The sequence below is a fragment of the Moraxella haemolytica genome (assembly GCF_030177935.1).
Taxonomy (GTDB): Bacteria; Pseudomonadota; Gammaproteobacteria; order Pseudomonadales; family Moraxellaceae; genus Moraxella; species Moraxella haemolytica.
This window is the reverse complement of sequence record NZ_CP089974.1, coordinates 1,373,420-1,395,749: the sequence shown is the minus strand read 5'-3', so window position 1 is coordinate 1,395,749 and position 22,330 is coordinate 1,373,420. Positions and strand designations below refer to the sequence as shown.

Annotated in this window: 30 protein-coding genes; 17 read left to right on the top strand and 13 right to left on the bottom strand. The window is 40.5% G+C overall.

What is annotated here, in order from left to right:
• Positions 1-97: 97 nt before the first annotated feature.
• The 9 genes from LU276_RS06620 to LU276_RS06580 are packed head-to-tail and all read right to left on the bottom strand — an operon-like array spanning position 98 to position 3,293.
• Positions 98-496, bottom strand: a complete 399-nt coding sequence (locus LU276_RS06620; RefSeq protein WP_284673076.1) for a hypothetical protein — start codon at positions 494-496, stop codon at positions 98-100.
• Positions 489-686, bottom strand: coding sequence for a hypothetical protein (locus LU276_RS06615; protein ID WP_284673075.1), 198 nt, complete (start codon positions 684-686; stop codon positions 489-491). The genes LU276_RS06620 and LU276_RS06615 overlap by 8 nt, the downstream gene beginning before the upstream one ends.
• Positions 679-1,086, bottom strand: a complete 408-nt coding sequence (locus LU276_RS06610) for a hypothetical protein (protein ID WP_284673074.1) — start codon at positions 1,084-1,086, stop codon at positions 679-681. Before LU276_RS06610 ends, LU276_RS06615 begins: the two co-directional genes overlap by 8 nt.
• Positions 1,083-1,250 carry a hypothetical protein gene (locus LU276_RS06605; RefSeq protein ID WP_284673073.1) on the bottom strand — a complete coding sequence of 56 codons (168 nt, stop codon included), beginning with the start codon at positions 1,248-1,250 and terminating at the stop codon, positions 1,083-1,085. The genes LU276_RS06610 and LU276_RS06605 overlap by 4 nt, the downstream gene beginning before the upstream one ends.
• 9 nt (positions 1,251-1,259) lie before the next feature.
• Complete coding sequence (locus tag LU276_RS06600; protein WP_284673072.1) at positions 1,260-2,240, bottom strand: YdaU family protein; 981 nt, start codon at positions 2,238-2,240, stop codon at positions 1,260-1,262.
• Between the two features lie 4 nt (positions 2,241-2,244).
• Positions 2,245-2,664, bottom strand: coding sequence for a hypothetical protein (locus LU276_RS06595; RefSeq protein ID WP_284673071.1), 420 nt, complete (start codon positions 2,662-2,664; stop codon positions 2,245-2,247).
• Complete coding sequence (locus tag LU276_RS06590; protein WP_284673070.1) at positions 2,651-2,878, bottom strand: helix-turn-helix domain-containing protein; 228 nt, start codon at positions 2,876-2,878, stop codon at positions 2,651-2,653. The genes LU276_RS06595 and LU276_RS06590 overlap by 14 nt, the downstream gene beginning before the upstream one ends.
• Positions 2,875-3,123: a hypothetical protein gene (locus LU276_RS06585; protein WP_284673069.1), complete on the bottom strand. Its 249-nt coding sequence runs from the start codon at positions 3,121-3,123 to the stop codon at positions 2,875-2,877. The genes LU276_RS06590 and LU276_RS06585 overlap by 4 nt, the downstream gene beginning before the upstream one ends.
• Positions 3,120-3,293 carry a Cro/CI family transcriptional regulator gene (locus LU276_RS06580; RefSeq protein WP_284673068.1) on the bottom strand — a complete coding sequence of 58 codons (174 nt, stop codon included), beginning with the start codon at positions 3,291-3,293 and terminating at the stop codon, positions 3,120-3,122. Before LU276_RS06580 ends, LU276_RS06585 begins: the two co-directional genes overlap by 4 nt.
• Positions 3,294-3,401: 108 nt before the next feature.
• Here LU276_RS06580 and LU276_RS06575 point away from each other — a divergent pair, with 108 nt between their 5' ends.
• From LU276_RS06575 to LU276_RS06550, 6 genes are all read left to right on the top strand, one after another.
• Positions 3,402-4,145, top strand: a complete 744-nt coding sequence (locus LU276_RS06575) for a helix-turn-helix domain-containing protein (protein ID WP_284673067.1) — start codon at positions 3,402-3,404, stop codon at positions 4,143-4,145.
• A gap of 21 nt (positions 4,146-4,166) precedes the next feature.
• Entirely contained in the window at positions 4,167-5,063 is an 897-nt protein-coding gene (locus LU276_RS06570; protein WP_284673066.1) for a thermonuclease family protein, read from the top strand.
• Positions 5,064-5,089: 26 nt separating this feature from the next.
• Positions 5,090-5,272, top strand: coding sequence for a YdcA family protein (locus LU276_RS06565; RefSeq protein WP_284673065.1), 183 nt, complete (start codon positions 5,090-5,092; stop codon positions 5,270-5,272).
• Between the two features lie 157 nt (positions 5,273-5,429).
• Positions 5,430-5,603, top strand: coding sequence for a hypothetical protein (locus tag LU276_RS06560; RefSeq protein WP_284673064.1), 174 nt, complete (start codon positions 5,430-5,432; stop codon positions 5,601-5,603).
• A complete protein-coding gene (locus LU276_RS06555; protein WP_284673063.1) occupies positions 5,603-6,181 on the top strand; it encodes an Nmad5 family putative nucleotide modification protein in 579 nt (192 codons plus the stop codon). Before LU276_RS06560 ends, LU276_RS06555 begins: the two co-directional genes overlap by 1 nt.
• Positions 6,178-6,444 (top strand): pyocin activator PrtN family protein, encoded by a 267-nt coding sequence (locus LU276_RS06550; protein ID WP_277807890.1) that lies wholly within the window; start codon positions 6,178-6,180, stop codon positions 6,442-6,444. Before LU276_RS06555 ends, LU276_RS06550 begins: the two co-directional genes overlap by 4 nt.
• 10 nt (positions 6,445-6,454) lie before the next feature.
• On the opposite strand, the gene LU276_RS06545 is transcribed toward LU276_RS06550, so the two are convergent.
• Positions 6,455-7,603: a site-specific integrase gene (locus LU276_RS06545; protein ID WP_284673062.1), complete on the bottom strand. Its 1,149-nt coding sequence runs from the start codon at positions 7,601-7,603 to the stop codon at positions 6,455-6,457.
• 163 nt (positions 7,604-7,766) lie between these two features.
• Between LU276_RS06545 and dusA the strand changes: the two genes are divergently transcribed.
• Positions 7,767-8,741, top strand: a complete 975-nt coding sequence (dusA, locus tag LU276_RS06540; RefSeq protein WP_284673061.1) for a tRNA dihydrouridine(20/20a) synthase DusA — start codon at positions 7,767-7,769, stop codon at positions 8,739-8,741.
• Positions 8,742-8,820: 79 nt separating this feature from the next.
• Here dusA and LU276_RS06535 read toward each other — a convergent pair whose 3' ends face one another.
• Complete coding sequence (locus tag LU276_RS06535; protein ID WP_284673060.1) at positions 8,821-9,555, bottom strand: CPBP family intramembrane glutamic endopeptidase; 735 nt, start codon at positions 9,553-9,555, stop codon at positions 8,821-8,823.
• A gap of 276 nt (positions 9,556-9,831) precedes the next feature.
• Here LU276_RS06535 and glmM point away from each other — a divergent pair, with 276 nt between their 5' ends.
• From glmM to LU276_RS06485, 10 genes are all read left to right on the top strand, one after another.
• Entirely contained in the window at positions 9,832-11,193 is a 1,362-nt protein-coding gene (glmM, locus tag LU276_RS06530; protein ID WP_284673059.1) for a phosphoglucosamine mutase, read from the top strand.
• Between the two features lie 374 nt (positions 11,194-11,567).
• On the top strand, positions 11,568-12,236 hold the full coding sequence (lolA, locus tag LU276_RS06525; protein WP_284673058.1) for an outer membrane lipoprotein periplasmic chaperone LolA: 669 nt from the start codon (positions 11,568-11,570) through the stop codon (positions 12,234-12,236).
• Positions 12,237-12,572: 336 nt separating this feature from the next.
• Entirely contained in the window at positions 12,573-13,178 is a 606-nt protein-coding gene (gene ndhC, locus LU276_RS06520; RefSeq protein WP_284673057.1) for an NADH-quinone oxidoreductase subunit A, read from the top strand.
• A gap of 225 nt (positions 13,179-13,403) precedes the next feature.
• Positions 13,404-14,072, top strand: a complete 669-nt coding sequence (locus tag LU276_RS06515; RefSeq protein ID WP_284673056.1) for an NADH-quinone oxidoreductase subunit B — start codon at positions 13,404-13,406, stop codon at positions 14,070-14,072.
• A gap of 145 nt (positions 14,073-14,217) precedes the next feature.
• The gene (locus LU276_RS06510; protein ID WP_284673055.1) at positions 14,218-14,925 is read left to right on the top strand and encodes a YqcI/YcgG family protein; all 708 of its coding nucleotides are present in this window, start codon (positions 14,218-14,220) and stop codon (positions 14,923-14,925) included.
• Between the two features lie 15 nt (positions 14,926-14,940).
• The gene (locus tag LU276_RS06505) at positions 14,941-16,101 is read left to right on the top strand and encodes an MFS transporter (RefSeq protein WP_284673054.1); all 1,161 of its coding nucleotides are present in this window, start codon (positions 14,941-14,943) and stop codon (positions 16,099-16,101) included.
• Between the two features lie 10 nt (positions 16,102-16,111).
• Positions 16,112-17,350: an ATP-grasp domain-containing protein gene (locus LU276_RS06500; RefSeq protein ID WP_284673053.1), complete on the top strand. Its 1,239-nt coding sequence runs from the start codon at positions 16,112-16,114 to the stop codon at positions 17,348-17,350.
• A 123-nt stretch (positions 17,351-17,473) separates the two neighbouring features.
• Positions 17,474-19,225, top strand: a complete 1,752-nt coding sequence (gene nuoC, locus LU276_RS06495) for an NADH-quinone oxidoreductase subunit C/D (protein WP_284674607.1) — start codon at positions 17,474-17,476, stop codon at positions 19,223-19,225.
• A gap of 92 nt (positions 19,226-19,317) precedes the next feature.
• Positions 19,318-19,827 (top strand): isoprenylcysteine carboxyl methyltransferase family protein, encoded by a 510-nt coding sequence (locus LU276_RS06490; RefSeq protein WP_284673052.1) that lies wholly within the window; start codon positions 19,318-19,320, stop codon positions 19,825-19,827.
• Between the two features lie 58 nt (positions 19,828-19,885).
• On the top strand, positions 19,886-20,470 hold the full coding sequence (locus tag LU276_RS06485) for a flavin reductase family protein (RefSeq protein ID WP_284673051.1): 585 nt from the start codon (positions 19,886-19,888) through the stop codon (positions 20,468-20,470).
• A gap of 220 nt (positions 20,471-20,690) precedes the next feature.
• On the opposite strand, the gene LU276_RS06480 is transcribed toward LU276_RS06485, so the two are convergent.
• Positions 20,691-20,954: a hypothetical protein gene (locus tag LU276_RS06480; protein WP_284673050.1), complete on the bottom strand. Its 264-nt coding sequence runs from the start codon at positions 20,952-20,954 to the stop codon at positions 20,691-20,693.
• A 124-nt stretch (positions 20,955-21,078) separates the two neighbouring features.
• Positions 21,079-21,324, bottom strand: coding sequence for a hypothetical protein (locus LU276_RS06475; protein ID WP_284673049.1), 246 nt, complete (start codon positions 21,322-21,324; stop codon positions 21,079-21,081).
• Positions 21,325-22,330 lie beyond the last annotated feature (1,006 nt).

Here is a 22,330-nt window from a genome sequence, read left to right as displayed (position 1 = left end):
ATGGCTGTAATGTCATTGAGCACTTTATAATACTGGTAGGTTAGTACTACCAGCCAGAAAAATAGCCCCCAAACGAAAAATTGCAAGCTGTCATGGGTCATGGCTGTTCTCCTTGCTTTAAGTATTCTTTTTCAAGCTCTTGTAGCTTGGCTAATAATGTGCGTTCTGCTTGTTTTGCGATTTCTGAATCAGCGACAGAACTGATAACTTTATCGCTGGCATACAGCCCAGCAATCATGTACATTGTTCGCTCGCTGGGAATGAGTGCGACTGCAAGCACTGACGGAGCAAAGCAAGTAACAACAAAAATCTTGATTGCTTTGACTACCAATGGTTTTATGGTTTCCTGTGTTGAGTGGTGCATATTGTGGTACGCCGAAAAACCAAACGGTGTACCTATCAAAGCACACATCGAAATGAATAATATGGTTTTTGCAATTTCAGCTGCATTGGATAAAAGAGAAATCACATATAAAGCGATGGCAATGTCAATCATTTATTTGCCCCTCCAAGTCATCAAATGGCTCTCGTTGAACAATAACTCTAATATGCAACTTATCCTTTCTGTTGAACAAGTTAGTACCTACACTGATACCTTTTGCCCATTCTACATCTGCGTAACTTTTTTCCCGTTCGAGAAACTCATCGCATAAGCGTTCAAGGGTATCTTTTGGTTTGTCACTCATCAATAGTTCCTCCGCTAAGTTTAATCAGTGCTTTTGCGTGTGCAATGGCGTCTTCTTTGGTTAAGTGAATCATTCCGTATTTTAGAAAGTCTTGGTCTAGCTTACGATTCTCCCACTCAAAGATGTCATAAAACCCTTTTGATACGATATCGCAAACAAAGTATTCTTGACCAATTTCTAACGGCTCACTATCAGGCTTCGGAAAACTTACACCATTGATGGTAATCATTTCTTTAGCTAAGCGGAAAATAAACAAACCATTGGTTAGTACCCTGATATGGATTTCATGTTCATTGAGAGGTTTCCAACCGCTGTTCTGCGAGTCAATAACGCCTCTGATTTCAACTTTCTTACCATCAATGATGGCTTGTAATGCTTCCTGTGGTGTTAATAATTTCATGATTTTAACTCTCCGATACTGGTAAATTTTGTGATAAATTCGTCATAGCTCATTTTGGTTGGCAGGGCGTTGTTGATTTCTACCCAGATTTTGCCGTCTTTGTCTGCCTTGTCGCTGTTGATGACGGCGGTCTGGTCTGTGGCGGGGTTTAGATACACTCGCATGATTAGCTCCTAGTTGAGCATGCCATGCTCGATGGCAAAGGCTCGGTTTTCTGCTTGGATTCTAGCGAGATAATCCGTGTAGCTTTCGCCTGTTGGTGTAACCGAGCCTGTGCCTATGGCAGCATCTGGGGTAGTGCCTGTGGTATCTGGTAGGCGTTCTTGGGCGACCCAGTTGTCAAACAGGCGACTCCAAGTGGTGTCGGTACAGCGAAAACCACGAGCGGTGTAGAACTCTGTGAACTTGGTGAATATCTGATTGATGTCTAGCTGTTTTGCTCTACAAGTGTCGATTTGGGCTTGACTGAACGCAAATGTCGGATCTGGCGTTGTCGGTGTTTTGACCTTAGGCGTTGGTTTTTGATTTTTTGCATTGTTTTTTTCAAAATTTTTCTCCTGCTCATAGCTAGCTAATATATATATTTCTTGGTTATTGGTTATAGCGTTACTTTTGCCGTTACTTTTTGCGTTACGCTCCGTTACGGCAGGGGCATTCGTTACACGATTATAGGCGGTCAAAATCTCGTCAAAAGTCGCCCCCTTTGCCATCTTTACGCCTTTATTCTTAAGGGTTTCAAGCATTTTGGCTTTTTGGCGGTGGCGGGCTTGTCGCTGGGCGTTTGATAACGGTGTGGCGTTACTTTTTTCGTTACTATTGCCGTTATTTTTTTCGTTACGCTCCGTTACTTTTTCGTTACGGTCGTTACGCTCGGTGTGGCGGTGCTGGTAATGCTTGATTTCTCGGTCGATGCGAGCGTGGCGGTATTTGCCATTTTTGAGCGTGAAAAATTCGTCCAGCACATTTTGCAATGCTTGACGCTCGTCATCGGTGCGTATGGCAAGACGGCGACACAACGCCACCAAATCGCCCGTAATGGGCTTTTCGGTGTCGTAGTACATGTCTATCAGATCGCGATAGAACGACCGTTCTAGGTGCGACAGGTGGCGCGTGGCGGCGTTAAAATCGTTGATGTGGAAATTATAAAAGTTCATACGATTAGCCTATGTAGCGGTAGAGTATTGCTGGGTGATTGTTTGCCGCTCTGCCAAATCTTTCGATAGCGATGATGGGTCTGTCGTGCTGACTGTTGATTCTTGCGATGACCTTGCCTGGGTTGGCGTAGCCAAATTTATCCCGAACTTGGATGGCTGTCATGATATGGACTGTTTTTAGATATTTAAGCAGTTCTTGTCTTCGGGTCTTGCTCGCATGATGACACTTTGATTTTTCGGTCGTTTTTTTGATGAGTTTGGGCTTGGGTAGGTCCATCACTTTCCATGATTTGACGCTGTGGGCTGGGCGTGGCTTTGGCGTATAATCTGGCAGAATGGTTATAGGCACGCCGCTGGCGATGGCATCTGATATGAGCTGTTCTTGGGCTTGTAGATTGCAAGTTGGGCGATTAAATGCGAGCATCTGATGATTCTCCTTCTAAATAATACACTTTATATCTTGCCCCTGTGGGCGATGTCTCATAGCGGTCTTTGATGGCGTGCCCCATCTGTCTTAGCTCGCTGATGCGTGCTAAAAACCCCATGATGAAATACTTCTGCACCGCTTCTTTGTGGGTGATGGGTGCTTGTCGTAGATGAGCAAGCAGAGTGGCACATTGCCCTGTAACATCTGTCATAGTGGATAATCCTTATCTGGGTTGTATCGGTTCTCACCGCTCGCAACAATCTCATCGTTCTCTAGCAATGACAGCACTTGCATGGCATGATAAGCACGATGGTAGCGGTCCCGCAGATCGTCTTCAATGAGACGGCAAAGCCATTCTGACTTTGACAAATTACATTCGTCCGCCAGTCTGCCGATGACAGTGTGGCACTCTTCGGAAAGGTGGACGGTGATTTGGTGGGTTTTTTTGGGTTTCATGGTCGAGCCTGTGCTTGCTGACGAGCCATGATTTCGCGGATTTGGTACGCTCGAAGTTCTGGAATTTTGTCATCATTCCATTGCGAAACGGCAGCATGGCTAATACCGAGTAGGCGACCAAGTTCATTGACAGAGCCTTTGGCGACTTTGAGAGCTTCTTTTTTGGTCATTTAAGTTTCCTTTTTTGGCTAAAAAAGTAAAAAATATTACCTATTATTGCATACAAAACTTTCCTAATCAAGTGGTAAGATAGTAAATTAGTTCAAAAGGTGGTAACTATGAGTACTTTTTCAGAGCGTTTATACAAACTTAGAAAAGAAAAAAAGCTGGCTAGAGACGCACTAGGGGCTAAAATTGGCGTATCAAAAACCGCCATCAAAAACTGGGAAGATGGCGAAAATATGCCAAAGGTTGAACATGTACAAGCATTGGCAAAGTTTTTTGGTGTGTCTTTTGACTGGCTGGCAACTGGTGGACAAAACACCAAGCTCGTTGAGCCTATCCGCCAAAAGCTTGACATTGATATTATCAAAGAGCTAAAAGATAAAATTGCAGCGATCGAAAACCGAAAAGTTGCACACTCCGAAGGGCTTGAGCCAAGTAATGCACTGTCCATCAATAATCCCGTGCCTGTGATTGAATGGGTGGCAGCGGGTTCATGGGCTGAGGCTAATGCGGTGATTGCGTATGATGCGTTTGATTATCTGCCACGCCCATTTAATTTCCCTGAAAATGGCTTTGCCCTTAAAGTGCGTGGGGTGTCGATGATGCCTAAGTTTGAGCCAGGGGATTTTATTTATGTTGATCCAAACTACGGCTTTTGGGAGTTAAAGAATGGCGATCTGGTCGTGGTGCGTGAAGGCGATAATCACGAGGCGACTTTCAAGCAGCTTATCATTGGCGAGACCGCCGAAGACATGTACCTAAAACCGCTCAATCCTGATTGGCACGAACAAAAAATGATACCAAAAAGTGAGTGGGAGCTGGTTGGCAAGGTTGTGGGTAAGTGGACGGCGTTTTAGACATGAATAAGGAATAAAAAGATGAAAAAACTGGTATTGGTTGCGACATTGGGCGCAATGACAGTGGGGTCAGTGTCGGCGGCGGACTGGCGAGATTATGTCAAAAATGCCAAAGATGTGGCAACGGGTGCTATCTCTAAGATTACTAATAAGTCATCAAAAACCGAAACAGCAGAACCTGCGGTGGTCACAGAGCCTGTCATAGTGTCACCAGCACCGATAATTGAAGTTTTGCCACCGCCAATCGTACAAGCGCCAATTTTTAATATTTGGGATATTGAGTGTAAGGTGGTGAGTGTATCTGATGGCGACACTTTCACCTGCCTTGATGACTCCAATACTCAAATCAAGGTGCGCATGAATCAGATAGATGCACCAGAGAGCGGTCAAGACTATGGTAAAGTTGCCAAGCAGACGCTATCTGATTATATCTATGGTCAGCGTGTGGGTCTGAGCGTGTCAGGCACGGATAAATACAACCGAACTTTGGCAGAAGTGTATCGTTTGTCTGATGAGCAGAATATCAATAAGCTGATGTTGCGTGACGGCATGGCGTGGGCTTATCAAGAGTACCTAACCGACTACGAATATACCAGCCTCGAAAGCGCTGCACGCTCATCTGGTGTGGGTCTGTGGGCACACCCAAACCCAGTCTATCCGAGTGTGTGGCGTAGCTCTGTCAAGACAACCAGTAATACCACCGCCACCTCAAAACAAAGCCCTGCTCCGAAAAAGACCGCTACGAAGTCTAATCAGGTCGTTAAACAACCGAACAATGGCGCTGGCAGGTGTGCCGTAAAAAAGACCTGCGGTCAGATGTCAAGCTGTTCAGAAGCGAAATATTATTTCAATACTTGCGGATTGTCTAAGCTGGACAAAGATGGCGACGGCACGCCATGTGAATCTTTATGCCGATAATCTTAATTTTTCAAAAGGATGAAGTTATGAAAAAATTAATCACATTGCTTACTGTGAGCGCACTCTTGACAAGCCCAATGGCTTACGCCAAAGGCAATAAGCCTTGTAGTGGCAAGAAAGGCGGTATTGCTTCATGTACCTCCAGCGGTAAATTCATGTGCAAAGACGGCACCATCAGCAAATCCAAAAAAGTCTGCACAAAAAAATAAAAAGTTTGACCGACTAACTAAAAACCACCCTATATGGGTGGTTTTTTATCCCGCTGGTAATTTTTTACAAAAAAAGAAATTTTATTTACTTTTTTCTTGACAAAAAAGGAAAGTAAAGTTACTATTACACCATCAACCAACGATGGAGTAACCAATCATGCCAACCATTAAACAAACCTGCCTATCTGCACTGGTCATCATCATGTCCGTGCTTGCACTCAAAGGCTGTGTCTCAATGTCGCTTGCCGCATGGGATAGAGCCCATGAAGGCGAGCGAGCCAAAATCGCTGAATATCGTGCATTGGCGGATAATAAAGAGGAGAACTACTAATGACTAGAATCACCAAATACACCAGAGAGCTAATGCTCGATGAACTTATCAAAAACGGTAAATTTGCCGAAAATATCCAAGCCAAAGAACAAGCACTAAAGCAGGCTGGGCATGAAATTTATCTTAAGATATTTGGCAAATACCTTGATGATATTAAAAAATTGCCCGAGCTACTTTTTAATCGTACAAGAGAGCTTAGGCTGGACGATATCAAATCTCGTAATAGTCGTTTTATGCTGCGTGTCGAATTGCCTGATTATCATGTGTGTCTAGCGTTCGGGTCAGTCATCGGAAAGAATTTTCACGGATTGACCGAAGATGATGAGATTATCAAAAAATATCTGGCAGCCAAACAAGCTTATGATGACGAATTTAGCAAAATGAAACAAGCTAGAACAGATGCGGAGGCGGTGCTGTCTGGTATCAATACATTCAAACAGTTGTGGAAAATGTGGCCAGAATCCCAATCATTACTGGGTAAGTTTGAAAACCAAGATAAGCCAAATTATCCGCTAGTGCCACAAAATATCGTGAATATTAATGTAGCGTTTGGGCTGCCTGTGGAGAATAATTTATGAATATGACTACCATGCAAATGCTTGCCATGCAATACGGCTTTAAAGCTCTGATACCGCTGGAGAATGTCGCTAATGACTATCTAAGCGACATCAGCAAGACCGAGCTGCACCGCAAGGCAAAAAATCAACAGCTTAATTTTGCTTGTATCAATACCGGCTCGGACAAACGCCCAAAATATCTTGTACCGATTGAGAGCCTGGCTGGCTGGATTGATGCCATTAAAAATGAAGCAACCTTAGACCATAAAGCTATGCACGCCTAACCCCAAAGTATCAGAACGAACCACGACCATGCTCGCGGTTTTGTTTTGCCCGCTTGATGGCATCTTCAAAATCAAGCACGGTGGGGCGCCGCTTTAAGTTGGTGTAACGCTGCAAGCTACTCCAGCTACGGTGTCCTGTCACTTGTTGAAGCTGGGGAATGGTGAGACCCTGCTCGGCAAGGCGAGTGGCGGCTTCATGGCGCAAATCGTGGAATTTTAAGTCATCAATACCAAGTATTCTGCAAGCATCGGTAAAAGATTTTGAGATGGTCTTGCCGTCTAACGGGATAAGTTTTTCGTCGTCGTAGTAGGGTGATTTTTGCATGCGTTTTCTGACCGCTGTTTCCTTAAAAGCGGTGATGACGGGCAAGGTTTTTTCTGGGATTTTGACTTCGATGTGATTGCCTTTTGATCCTTTGGGGTTTTTCATGTCTCGTACTAGCCACCAGTAGCCGTCTTCGGTCTCGGTCAGGTCATCTTGCAATAGATTGACAATTTCCCCTTCACGCCGTGAGGTGTATATCGCAAACCACATAATGAGGTGCATGGGGTAAACCTGAATACCTCGCTGCCACACCTCATAAAAGTGGTTCGTCAAGAGTTGTAACTCATCATTGCTGGGCAGTCTTGAGCGTTTGTCCGACCCTTTGACTTTTCTGGCATAACGCAGCCCAAGCATCACTTCTTCAAAGCCTGATAGATTGACATCCATACCCCAGACCATCTTGGCGTATCTTAGTACGGCACGAATGGCAATCATGTCGCCTGTGAGCGTTTGCGGCTTGACCGTCTGCAAGCGAAACTCAGCAAAATTAGCAAAGTCTGCATTGGTCAGCTTGGTAATGTACTTGGCACCAATGGCAAGTTTGGCGACAAATAGCAGTCCCATCTTGTGTGAACGCCCAAAGTCCGCCCCTGCCTGCTCCAAGTAGAGACTGATGGCATCTGAAAAACGCATGTCGTCTTTTTTATCGCTCTGGTGGATAACATCGGGATTGAGTTCGATCTGGGCTTCTCGCTTTTTTAGCCAGCTTTCTGCCAAATTTCGCTTGCTAAATGTGCGACTTTCGCTATACTTAATGCCACCCTTGTTGATGCGTATCACTGCACGATAGCGAGTTGTGCCTGATGTTGTTTGGCGTTCTGATATTGTACCCATATTCTTTCCACTTGATAAAATTACACCATTTTAAGTACATAAAAAATGGTGCAAATATGGTACAATACAATCACAAATAAACGCAAGTATGAACAAGTAACAACAAGTTAAAACAAGTCAAATTTTTAATACAAATATTTGAAATTAAAGAGATTTTATATAAATGATTGATTTTAAAGAAAATAAAAGAATATCTGTTGCACCGATGATTGACTGGACGACAGCGGATTTTCGTTATTTTGCACGCCTATTTAACCCTGATATCCATCTATACACTGAGATGATTAGCACCAGTGCCATCTTAAAGGGCGATGCTGATTATATTTTACGACATGATGACATAGAGCACCCCATCGTCTTACAGCTTGGTGGTTCAGACCCATCTGAGATGGCACGCTGTGTACAGATTGCTGATGATATGGGTTATGATGAGTTTAATGTGAATGTTGGCTGTCCGTCTGACCGTGTTCAGCACAATAAAATTGGTGCTTGTCTTATGGCAGAGCCTAGCTTGGTGGCTGATATGGTGCGTGCGATGAAAGATGCTACCAGTAAGCCTATAACGGTCAAACACCGCATCGGTATTGATACTTTTGATAGCTATGAGTTCATGCGTGATTTTGTGGAGCAGGTAATGAATGCAGGGTGTAGGCATTTTATCGTTCATGCTCGCATTGCGTGGTTAAACGGATTATCCCCCAAAGAAAACCGTGAAATTCCACCGCTTCGCTATGATGATGTATATCGGCTAAAAGCAGATTTTCCAGAGTTATTTATTGAGATTAACGGCGGTATTAACGACATTGATGCCATCAAGACGCACCTAAACCATGTTGATGGCGTGATGATTGGGCGTGCTTTTTATCATAATCCAATGCTGATGGGTGAGTGTAATACTCTGTTTGGCAGGGCGATACCGACTCGTGGTCAGGTTTTGGATGCTCTGTGTCCTTATTTAGAAAGGCGAGCTGGCGAAGGGGCGAATTTGGCAACGCTAGCACGGCACTATTTGGGGTTGTTTCAGGGTCTATCAGGAGCAAGAAAATGGCGGCAAGAGCTAAGTGGTAAACGCACGCTGAGTATTGATAACATTAGGCGAGCGGCTGATGAAGTCTTGATAATGAATGACCAAAAGTGATTGTTATTCAAGCAATGGGAGAGTGAAAAGAATATTTTCCATCGGTATTAGATGTATATCATGCCAGCTGAGTTGTTGCTTATGTATACAACAAATACATCACCATCGCCAAGCCATTATTAAAAATATGTAGCAATATAGGAGCGATGATAGAGCGACAATACACTCGAGTATAGCAAAAGATGAGCGAAAGCCCAAAGATGATTCCCATCTCAAAGAGAGTGTATTGTAAATGAATGCTAGCAAATAGTACGCTGTTTATGATGCTAGCACAAAGGATAGAGATTTTTTCGCTGTACACCCCAAAGACCTGTCGCCACGCATCAAACAACACGCCACGAAACATCAGCTCTTCATAGATGGGGGCAACAACTGTCATTGCTACCACGAGTAGCGGTAGATGGGCGGTGCTCATCAGTCTATCCATGAATGCCATCGGCGTTCGCCCAAGTACATGGATAATAAGCTCACTTAGTACCAAAAACAGCAAAAGCCACCAAAGGCATACCGCCAAAGAACGCCAATAAAATGGACGCACACCTAGTATCTGCCACATACGCTGACCATCACGCCAAAAAGCCAGTCCGACGCATAAAAGACTCATTGTGATACAGGTGGAGATGGTCGCCATGCTGACCAAAACACCATGATGGCTGGCGTTTAGCACATCCAAGCCTGCAAAATGCCCAAATCCCCACAAAAAACCTGTCTGGCAGATGAATAACGCCACAGTGAGTAGTAGTGTACTGCCCATTGCATAAAGCAGGGCAAAAGAGCGGTTCTTAGGCAGGTTGACCTGTATGTGATGATTCATAAGGTGTGGGGTATCTAAAAATAGTGGTTAGGGGTAGCTAGCGATAAAACCATCTACTTAAATTATCTATTGTAAATGAAAAATGAGCAAGTAAACAATTGTTTAGTCGTTCAATAATTGCAAAAAATGATTTGATGAGATGATCTATCATAATATTTGGCAACACAACATTAATGATGGGTTGCTATTTTGGTTAAAAAGATATGCTATAATGGTGATGATATTTTATTATTTATAAGATTGAATGATTAAATAAAAATACAGCAGAGGTGGAATGTGAGCTATTTTGGTACTGATGGTATTCGTGGTGAGTTTGGAATGTTTCCGATTACCCCTGATTTTGTGCTTCGGTTAGGTTTTGGGGCAGGTCGTGTGCTGGTTAGGCAAGCAGGAGAGGGTAGACGCCGTCCAAGCGTCATTATTGGTAAGGATACCCGTATCTCAGGCTATGTGATCGAAGCGGCACTTCAGTCGGGTTTTAATGCTGCTGGTGTTGATGTGCATTTGTTAGGACCGCTACCAACGCCTGCCATTGCACACCTAGTTAAGAGTTTTCATGCGGACATGGGGGTGGTTATTTCAGCATCACACAACCCCTATCATGATAATGGCATTAAATTTTTCTCGCACGAAGGCAAAAAAATCTCTGATGAGTTTCAAGAGATGATTAACCAAGAGCTAGATGTACTCATTGGCGATGGTAGTGTGGGATTATCAAGATTGACAGGTATCAAGGCGGATAATATTGGTAAGAGTTATCGTGTGGACGATGCCAAGGGTCGTTATATTGAATACTGCAAGGGTAGTTTTCCATATCATTTAAGCCTAAATCCTTTAAAAATTGTCGTAGACTGTGCCAATGGTGCAGGGTATAGCGTCGCCCCTCGTGTATTGCGTGAGCTGGGGGCAGAGGTTATCGCCATTCATAACACCCCTGATGGCATCAACATCAATGATAACTGTGGTTCAACACACCCAAACTCCCTACAAACAGCCGTCCTAAAGCATGGTGCTGATGTTGGTATTGCCCTAGATGGTGATGGAGACCGCATCATCATGGTGGATGAGCAAGGAGATATCGTTGATGGTGATGCGATTTTATATGTCTTGGCTAATCATCTAAAGCCAAAAGGCGTGGTCGGTACGCTGATGAGTAATGTAGCCTTAGAGATTGCCATGCGTGAGCGTGGTATAGAGTTTCATCGTGCCAAAGTGGGCGATCGCTATGTCATGCAGACCCTAGAGACGCATAGGCTTAGTATCGGTGGTGAACCGTCAGGTCATATCTTGTGCTTGGATAAGAGTCGCACAGGCGATGCCATTGTGGCAGGCTTGCAGGTACTCATGTGTATGGTGGAGCAAGGCGTACGACTAAGCGAGCTATCAGCAGGTTATACACCATTTCCTCAGACGCTGATTAATGTTCGCTTGACACAGATGGCAGATCCCTATAGCAACCCAAACTTGGTGCAAGCGTTTAATGTGGCAGAACAGACTCTAGCGGATCAAGGTCGCTTGCTGATTCGCAAGTCAGGTACTGAACCGGTGATTCGTGTGATGGTGGAATGTCAAGACGAACACCTGTGCCAAACGCTAGCAAAAGACATCACCGACCAAATCATCAAAGAGATGTCATAACATATTTATGGTATCTTTTTAAAAACAGCAAAAACAGTACAGCACCCCAAAGTGGCAGGTTATAAAATGGTTATTGGCGTTCTTTGGCGGTGTTGCAAGACAAGGATAATCCTACCAATTTTGTCATATTTTCATGGTGTGTCTTACATCAATTTTTAGCCGGTCAGCAACAATTTTTGTATATGGTTGCAAATCTCTACTAGATTGTAATATAAAAAACTGGCAAAATCTATCCATTAACTAAAAAAGGTTGTGTGGTTGATTTTAGACGATTAAACCATCGCAAAAATCGAACCATGATAAGATGAAATCAAATCTATTGGTTACCCAATCTTAATCAACCAAAAACAGTCATCAATCATTGGAGTATTGATATGCTAACTTCTAGCAACATTAAAGCGATGGGTGTAAAACTTGGTCTGGCTGGTAGCGTTATTGTCATGAGTTTGACCGCTGTATTACCTGTCATTGCGACCGCTGCACCTGCCAGTCAAATGCAAGCTGTGCAAAATTTAAACGAACTGCTGTCAAACACCAAGTCTATGACTGCTGATTTTAACCAAACGGTAAAGGCGGGTAAAAGAACCATGACTTCAAGTGGTAGTATGGCGGTACAACACCCAAGTCAGCTTCGCTGGGAGACAAAGTCGCCAGCACATCAGTTGATTGTTGCCAATGATCTAACCATGTGGGTTTATGACAAGGATTTAAATCAGGCGATCAAACAATCTGTCGCCAACCAAGTGGGCGATACGCCAGCATTATTACTATCTGGCGACACCGCTAAGATTGCGGACAGTTTTAATATCTCTCAGCCAAACAACACTAAGAACTATTTTAAACTAACACCAAAATCAAATAACGCAGGGTTTAGTGAAATGTATATCAGTTTTAATGGTGGTAAACCTGTGTTTATGAGTATTGCTGATGCAATGGGTCAGCAGACGCAAATCCGCTTTTCTAATATCAGCCTAAACAAAAAGATCAATGCTGATCAGTTTAGCTTTACTCCACCAAAAGGAGTATCGGTTGTCAATCAATAACACAATGGCTATCGTATAAAGGTTGTAATGACCCATCTATTAAGAAACCCAAGCACGAATCATAAATGACCGGTTAATCATAGATGATTTTAGTGCTTGGGTATTTTTATATCGCCATCGGGAGCAAACTGATTTTATAAAAGTTTGACTGGGTTTTTAAGTGTGGCGGTGTTTGGTTTTATATATTTTTAAAGATTGACAAGGAAAGTTGTTAAAATATTTGGTATCGGTCATGAGTATTTATTTGAAATGTGGTATAATACGCCACAAAATTGGGTGCGTCAGAAGGTCTTGACCATCCTTGAATGTTTATTCAGAAATCACGCAGGGGTGATTATGTCAGCCGAATGGTCAGCCATCGTCTATTTGCTAGCCGCTTTGGGGTTGGTTATCTTTATGCTTGTCGTGCCTCGCTTGCTTGGGGGTAAGTCAAGTGGTTCACAAAAACACGAAATTTTTGAAGCAGGTGTGTTACCAGCTGGTTCGGCACGCATTCGCTTATCCGCCAAATTTTATTTGGTGGCGATTTTTTTTGTGATTTTTGATTTAGAAGCCTTATTTTTATATGCCTATTCAGTGAGTGTGCGTGAAGTGGGTTGGGCAGGTTTTATGGCTGCTGCTGCCTTTATTGGCATTTTGTTTATTGGCCTGCTTTATGAGATGAAACTTGGGGCGATGAACTGGGCACCTGCTGATAAGCGAGACAAAAAGCCACGCATTTTACACCGTCCTGATGATTTTAATCTGGCGAGCATCACAGCCTTTACCACCATTGATGAGTTGCACACCGACCCCACAGGTAAAGTGCCTGCTCAGTCGTCTGGACGGATTTTTTCAGGACGAAAAGACTTGCAGGCGGTGCTTGAAAAAGACAAGCAGGATATGGCAAACATTGACCACATCAATGACACAGGACGAGTTACTACGCAAAAATTTGATTAAGGGAATTAATTGAATGAAATTTGGCAATTATCGGATTAACCTTCTTTTTTGATATTTGCCATCGTTTTTTATGATGGCAATCATACTTCAAAATCTCGCCTTTGTTAGATTGGTGATTATCTGTTGTATTTTTGGTATCAAGACGACAGCCAAGGGCATGCCAAAAGATAAATAAACAAATTGTTAATCTTAATTTAGTAGATATTTAATTGACAAAAGACCACTATGAAATACACCTTAACTCGTGCCGAAGAACAAGGCAATCAAGAACTCCACACCACTCGCCAAGTGGTGGATGATATCACCCAAGAAGAAGTTGAAAAAAATATCTTTTTGGGTAAGCTGTCTGACCTTACGCATGCCGCTGCCAACTGGGGGCGTAAAAATTCGTTATGGCCGTTTAACTTTGGTACAAGCTGTTGCTATGTGGAGTATGCCACAACCTTAACAGCAGTGCATGATTTATCTCGCTTTGGGGCGGAAGTGATTCGTGCCAGTCCTCGTCAAGCTGATGTGATGATTGTCGCTGGCACTTGTTTTGTCAAAATGGCACCTGTCATCTTGCGACTGTATGAGCAAATGCTCGAACCCAAATGGGTCATCTCAATGGGAGCGTGTGCCAATTCTGGTGGTATGTACGACATTTATTCGGTGGTGCAGGGCGTGGATAAAATTTTGCCCGTAGATGTCTATATCCCCGGTTGTCCGCCACGCCCAGAAGCACTTATTCAGGCGATTATGCTATTGCAAGAGAGTATTACCAAAGAACGCCGACCGCTTGGTATTCATCTTGACCAAGGCATTTATCAGCCAATTATGACCCCAGAGCGGGATAGAAAAAATGCCGAACGCATTCTTGTTAAGAATTTAAAAAGTCCTGATGGGGTGGAGTGATGTTATATCCTGCAATGTGAGTACTTTCTTGTGTCATTGGATTTGGAAATTAATCTTATGGTCATAATAGAATGGGGATTTGTTAATGAATAATACTTTATACTCTCAGTCTGAAATAGCCAAAATGCAAGGTTAGCTAGGCGATATGGGAAGACAAATTTTAGAAAGATTTAATGGTGATAATGCAAAACAAAAAGCATTATTTCCGTGTCTATTTGCTCGTAAGGCATTTGCACAAGGTATGGTAAAATTTTTACCGATAGCTTATGTGCGAGATAAGGCTCAATATGATTTAGAGTGTTTTGCACAGGGTTTAAAAAATTACCTAGAATTGGCAATGTCGGTTTGGGATGGGAAATTTAATACAGCCTACCCATTGTTAGTTGTATTTGAACCTGTGCAAGGACATAGTCAAACTAAAGACTATCAAGACATTTTTGTTCAAGCCTTGCAATACTTGATTGATAATGATGAAAAATCTTGGGTGGGAGAAATTCCACTCAATCCCAACCAAGAGTTTTGGACAATGTGCTTTCACGGAGTTCAGATTTTTATTAATGCTAGCCACCCAAATCATCATTTAAGGTTAAGTAGAAATTTGTGTGATACTTTGGTTTTGGTTATTAATCCAAGAGAGCGTTTTGATGTTTTTGCAGGAGATGATGAAGCAGGTTATGCTATTAGAGAGCGGATAAGAAAAAATATAGATAATTACGATTTAATTTCCAGAAGTCCTTTACTTGGTCATTATCAGCTTGGAGAGTTGGAGTGGGTTCAATATATGTTGCCTGTTACCAATGATGAAGAGCCTATGCAATGCCCACTTTCTTTTGAAAGACATCATAAGAAATAAAATGAGGCAAAAACTATGGACTTGAGAAAATTCTACGGTGCTTTGATTGTCTTTTATTTTAGTGATATGGCATTACTGATTATGGTAATTTGGTTGTCTTATAAGATAACCAAAAATCCTTTAATGCTTGGATTGATATTGTGCATTAGTACAATTGTCCCATTTATATTAAAAAAGTTTTCCAAAATTAATTTATTGTCTCTTTCGGCTCACCATTTAATGCTTTCACGCATTTTATTTTATTCCATTGTTTTTGTTTTGTCAGCACTTAATACATCTGTTTATAGTTTTATTGGTCTTGCGTTAATATCTGGAATATTGAGTGTTAGTATATTAAGTAATTATGAGACTTATAATAATTATCTTGTTGTAGATGGTATCGTTTCTGCAAACAAAGCATCAAGATATATGCAAACTGTTATACAGATTGGTGCATTTGGTGGAGCAATGATAGGGGGAATGCTATTAAATCATTTATCTTTTTTTTATTCTATGACAAGTATTGTTTTAATAGATATTTCATTTGCTATTATCTTTATGATTTGGGCGAAAAATGGTAGTTTTGCTCAAATAAAGAATAAAACTCAAATGAATGAAAAGCAATCTGTAAATCAACTTGACTTGTTGGATAAAAAAAATATTTACTTATTATGCTTTATACTAGGGTTTATTGGCATTCATATTACCAGTTTTAATTTAACCACACCGATTATATTTCAAGAAATCAAACAGTGGACTGCCCAAGATTTTGGTTTATCCAGTGCTTTTGCTGGCATAGGTGCTTTTTGTGCAGTTTTTCTAAAAAGCAATACAAAACATTGCTTGGTAATGGCAATATGCTTAATTTTTGCCGATTTAATATTTGTTATGTCAAATATGAAAATATTATCACTAGCAATATGTTTTTTTATTGGATTTTTTATCAATAGTATTAGGATATTGATAAGGGAAAAATTATCTTTATTGGCAAAAGATATAGAGCAAGCTAATTTTATTGGTCAAAGTAGTGCTGTTTTTTATACCATATTTCAAGCAGGTGCTAGCTTATTATTTGGATACATATTAGCCAGTGTACAGAACATCAATATTTCCCAAATATTTTTACCATTAGTGGCATTTATTATTATTGTATTTTATATTAGTGTACTTTTCGCAAACAAAATCTCTACCAACTAGGAGTGCAATTATGGTTAAAGGCAAAATTTTGATTGTAGACCCTTTTTCTACTGGTGCATTGTACGCACAAAAGTTCTATGAATTAGGACATCAATGCTATGCGGTACTTGCTAATTCTGATATGAGTATGAACTATTTTAGTTTTGATAATACTTATTTTGTTAATAAAGTAATTTATTCGGTTCAAGAATGTAAGGAAAAATTTCATAGAGATGAGATTTTGGCTGTTGTAATTGGTGCAGAAACGGGCGTTATTGTTGGTGAACAATTAGCAGAATACTTTGGCGTAACAGGAAATCCCGTAAAAAGTAGCTTAAAACGCCGAGATAAATTTGTGATGCAAAACGCTTTGAAAGAGAATGGGTTGAAGCATATTAAAAGTCAACTCATTCATTGTAATAATGAAGATTTATTTGAAAGTGCAAGTGGCTATATTCTTAAACCTGTAAATTCGGCAGGTAGCGATGGTGTAATGTTTTTTGAAAATAAGACAACACTATCTAATCATATACAAAACATTAATTGGGAAACAGTTAATGCGTTAGGAATAAAGAATGACAACTACATTTTGCAATCATTTGAAACTGGTGATGAATTTGTTGTAGATATGATTGTGCAAGATGACAACATTTTTATTTGTAGTTTGTGTGTTTATAAAAAAGGTTATCACAATGGTAGCCAGTTTGTTTATGAAAATATGCAAATGTTGGATATTGCGAGTAAAAAATATCAAGCCATAATTCAATATGCAATACAATGCATTAAAGCATTAGAGGTCAAATTTGGGGCGGTGCATATGGAGCTATTGGCACAATCAAGTACCAATGGTTATATTAATCCAGTAATGATTGAAATGGGGGCAAGATTGCACGGAGGGGTTGCACCCATTGTTTTTGAAAAATGTTACCAACAGAGCTTACTTGAATTAAGTGTCCATAGTTATTTAAAGAAAGATTTGACACAGTTCTATGGAAAAACAAAAGACAATATATTTTATTCAAAAATTATCAGTCAAGCCAAAGTAGTATTTTTAATTAATTACCAAAAGGAAAATAAATTAGATGAGCAACTATTCCTGTCAAAAATTCAAAGTCTACCTAGTTTTTATCAGGCTAAAATTCTCACGAATGACATAATGCCTGTAACAGTAGATTTGCTGACTTGCCCTGTTCTGGTGTGCTTAGTTGGAGGAACATCTGATATTGATGAAAATAAACTGAGGATAATGTTTAATGAGAGTATTTATTAATTTATATTATTAATCATTTTACTCACTCAATTATGTTTTAGTTTTTAAAAATATAGACATTGGCGATGCAATTTTTTATTTTACTTAAATTTTAGTAATCGCAAACATAAACAAAAAGTTGGTATTATGAGCATTAACCACATTCACGATTTTGACATTCTAAACGAGTTAAACGCTAAGTTTATAAATCTTGTCGTCCAAGAAACGGCGGACGGCATTCCGACTGTGTGGGTGGACAAAGCCCAAGTGCTTGATTTATTGCTATATTTGCGTAAATTGCCCAAGCCCTTTGTAATGCTTGTGGATTTATCCGCCATTGACGAACGCCTGCGAAAACATCGCTATGGACAACCTGTCAGCGATTTTACCGTGTTTTATCATTTGATGAGCTTGGAGCGAAACTCCGACATTCGCATTAAGGTTGCACTTGCTGAGGGCGAAAGCATTCCAAGTGCTACGCAAATTTACCCCAATGCCAACTGGTATGAACGAGAAGTGTGGGATATGTTTGGGGTGGTGTTTGATGGACATCCGCATTTGACACGGATTTTGTTGCCCAAATACTGGGAAGGACATCCGCTGCGTAAAGAATACCACGCAAGGGCGACTGAATTTACGCCATATTTTTTAAATACCGCCAAACAACAATTCGAGCAAGAAAATTTGCGTTTTGTGCCAGAAGAGTGGGGCATGAAACGCTCAGGGCGTGATGAAGATTTTATGTTTTTGAATATCGGTCCTAACCACCCATCAGCACACGGGGCGTTTCGCTTGGTGTTACAGCTAGATGGCGAAGAGATTGTGGACTGTATTCCCGATATTGGCTATCATCACCGTGGGGCGGAAAAGATGGCAGAACGCCAAACTTGGCATTCATACATTCCGTATACCGACCGCATTGATTACTTGGGTGGGGTGATGAATGAATTGCCTTATATTATGGCGGTGGAAAAATTAGCCGGTATTAGTGTGCCTGATAGAGCCAATACCATTCGTATCATGATGAGTGAGCTGTTTAGGATTACGAATAACTTGCTTTACTGGGGAACATTTATTCAAGATGCTGGTGGTATGACGCCTGTGTTTTATATGTTCACCGACCGCCAAAAAGCCTATGACATCATTGAAGCGGTAACAGGCTATCGTATGCACCCTGCGTGGTTTAGAATTGGCGGTACAGCGATGGATTTGCCCAATGGGTGGGAGAGATTGGTGCGAGAGTTTTTGGATTGGATGCCAAAACGCATTGATGAATATTACAAGGCGACTATGACCAATACAGTACTCAAAGGTCGTACCCAAGCTGTCGCCCAATACGATGCCAAGCACGCTCTAGCGTGGGGCGTAACGGGGGCAGGTCTGCGTGCAACTGGTGTGGACTTTGATTTGCGTAAAGCACGCCCCTATCTGGGCTATGAAAATTTTGACTTTGAAGTGCCAGTGTTTTATAACGGCGATGCTTATGACAGATGTTTGGTTAAGATTGAAGAAATTCGCCAGTCTTTGCGTATCATTAAGCAATGCCTAAATAATATGCCAAGCGGGGCATATAAAGCCGAACATCCACTGGCTGTACCACCACCTAAAGATAGAACCTTAAAAGACATTGAAACACTTATCAACCACTTTGTGTCGGTATCGTGGGGGCCTGTAATGCCAGCAGGCGAGTCGGCGTGTATGGTAGAAGGCGTCAAAGGATTAAACAGCTATTATGTGGTATCGGATAATTCAACGATGAGCTATCGCACACGCATTCGCACGCCCACCTTTGCCCATCTGCAACAAATGCCTTCGGTCATCAATGGCTCGCTTGTATCGGATGCGATTATTTATTTGGCAAGTATTGATATTGTAATGGCGGATTGCGATCGGTAGGATTTTTGATGATAAAAACTCATGATGAATTTGAGTTAGCTATCATGTATTATGAAATATATTCATGACTTTAAATTATTTAGGGGTTGGGTGTGTTATTAATTTTTTGTTTTTTTCTTGCATTCTTTATTGTGCGTTTGGCGTTTTTAAAAATATCAATCAATAATGAGAAAAAGTTGGTTACATTGGGTGCAAAGCAAGTCGGAGAAAGAAATTCAAAGGTTTTGGCTGCGGCACATATCTTGTATTACTTTACTGCCTTATGGAGTGCGTATTATTATCAAGTACAGTTTGATGTGGTATCTGCGTTAGGGGCGTTGATTGTTACTTTGTCTTTATTTGTCTTGTATTATATCATCAAGCAGTTGGGCGATATTTGGACTGTGAAAGTATATATCTTGCCGAATCATACCATCAATCACTCTTGGATTTTTAGAACTTTTAAGCACCCAAATTATTTTTTAAATGTTATCCCTGAACTGATTGGTATTGCGTTGTTATGTCAGGCGTGGTGGGTCTTGGTTGTGGGTTTGCCTATTTATGGAGTTATCTTGGCCATCAGAATACATCAAGAACAAACAGCGATGCAACATCTGTTTTGATGGGCGTGCCACTCTTTGATGATGACAATCTTAAAAGAAGATGATTGTAAGGAACACTATGCATCAACCAATTTTACCCAAGATGTTTTATTACGGCTTTCCTGTTGTTTTATTAACCACTTGCGATGAACATGGTGCGTCTAATATCACGCCCATTTCGTCCAGTTGGTGCTTGGGTGATAATGTGGTGATTGGACTTGGGACACAAGGCAAGGCATTTGAAAATTTGAGTGTTTGTGCAGAGGTGGTATTAAATTTGCCCGATGAAACACTTTGGCAAAAAATAGAAAATATCGCTCCTACAACCGCCAAAAACCCTATACCTGATTTTCAAAAGTCGGAATATCAATTTTGTGATGATAAATTTAAAAAGGGTGGGTTTACAGCTGAAAATTCAATCAAAGTAAAGCCATCTCATATCAAAGAATACCCATTACAAGCTGAATCAAAAGTAATCCATATCAGTAAAAGAGATGGTTATGCCATTATTGAATTAAAAATTTTGCAGGTTCATGCTTGTGAGAAGCTGATAATGGATGATCATAAAATTGACCCTGCCAAATGGCAACCATTGATTTATAATTTTCGTCATTATCAGGGTGTGGGCAAAACTTTGGGTAAAAACTTTCGTGCAGAAGAGTGAGTTGTTGACTGGTTGGGGTAAGGTTGGTTTAAAACACTGAACAAATCTTTTCAACCTCATCAAGGTGGTATATGCCAATCTTAGATAATGCGATTATTTGTTTGGCTACGGCTTATTTAAAAAGCATGGTGTCGCTATTGCACTATGATGGATAAAAAATCATCACAATACAATAGCGATAATTGAACGGAATTTGACTGGATTTTGAGCTTTTGGGTGTTTAAAAATAATGATTTAATTGAACGCCCACTTCATAAGTTGAGTTGGAGGGTTTGTCAAAAGGTATGCCATAAAACATCACTTCTTCTGAATCAGGCACTTTCCAGAATCTTACAAAAGGACCAAATTCAACTTGTCTTTTGTCGTTGAGTTTATAGTTTAGTAGTACGCTACTTTGCACCCCAAACCCACCTTTTTGTTTCATGGGGATGGTATGTTCGCCGATGATTGAATATTGTTTTGCTCGGATGATTGGGTTGATCATCAAATCGGCTTTATAAGCCATCTTTGAATTAATGTCGTCCGAGAGACTAGTACCAAGTTGTAAAAAACTGCTCTATTGATTCGTAAATAACCCAAGGCGTTTTGACTGGTGCTTAAATGATCTTTTAAAAAACGAGATGATACACCGGCAGTAAGACCGACTTTTTGGTTGTGGGTAGATTTAGGTAGTGTGTATAATTGATGCCAATTTGACCACCAGAACGCTTTTGATCGTTCATTCTTAAAGAGCTGAATTCTTGATTTTGCAAGGTTCCGACATAATCACTTTTCCCTAGCGAATACCTGCCAAATACTGAAATGGCGTCTTGACGATTGGTGATGTATGATACCTTGCTGGTTAAAGATAGCATTTTTGCATCTTCTTGTATGAAAGGCATACCGTCTGAAGTTTCTTTATATCTCTCAAAATAGGTTTCTAATCCAACAGAAACATCAATATTATCAGAATTTGCATTGGGCAAAACTTGGTAATAGTAGAATGCTTGATAGGCAAATTGAGCGTAACATCATAATACAATCCATAAAAAAGTCCTTTTGTATTAATTTATCTTTTCTGTAATTATTTGTCAGTAAAAACTTTCACGAAAATTAACCAAAATAAAAATAATAGTCAGCTATTATTTTTTTGTTTATGATCGTGCTTTTTTATTTAAGGTTTATACATAAATTCCTTATTTGCTCATTTTAAAACATCGAATTAACAAAAACTTGCCTTGAATACGATGGGCTATGTTGTACTTGAACCAATCTGTCATGTACAATGCATTACTCATGCCAACAATAAATCTGGCAGTGCATGATACACAAAAGATGTTTGGTTCTTAAGTTTTAAAATTTTGTTTTTTGTGTCGGTAATAAAGGCAAACAGTTTTTTTGCTATAAATGACTTTTTTGCTATATAATAATCAGTTGTTTAATAACTAAATGAAAGTTGTGTACTTAATGGTTTTGTCTGGTGAATGTCATGACTGTGCGTGATATTTTTGAATGCTGTTTGGTGTGTTGAAGTTTTTGATCGCTTTTAATCGCCATATCAAACCTATCAAGGATACCAAACGAATTTAAAACCATTATATAGGATATTCAACCTAAGTTATGGAAGATGAGTCTATAAAAAAGACGATTTGAAATATTTTTTGGAAAATTTGTTGCCAAGTGTAACAAGTTAGGCATGATGGACTTTGCAAAACAATGAGTGCGTGATTATCTCCCAACGCTTTGCACACTAAGAAATATCAAGGAAATGCCCAGATGAGGTGTGATTTGTTGCGTTAAGATTGTATGATAAAAAGAAGGAATTGCTAATTTTGGCTTTGGGAGCTTTAAGATAATCTGTTATTCAAATTAATTTGACAA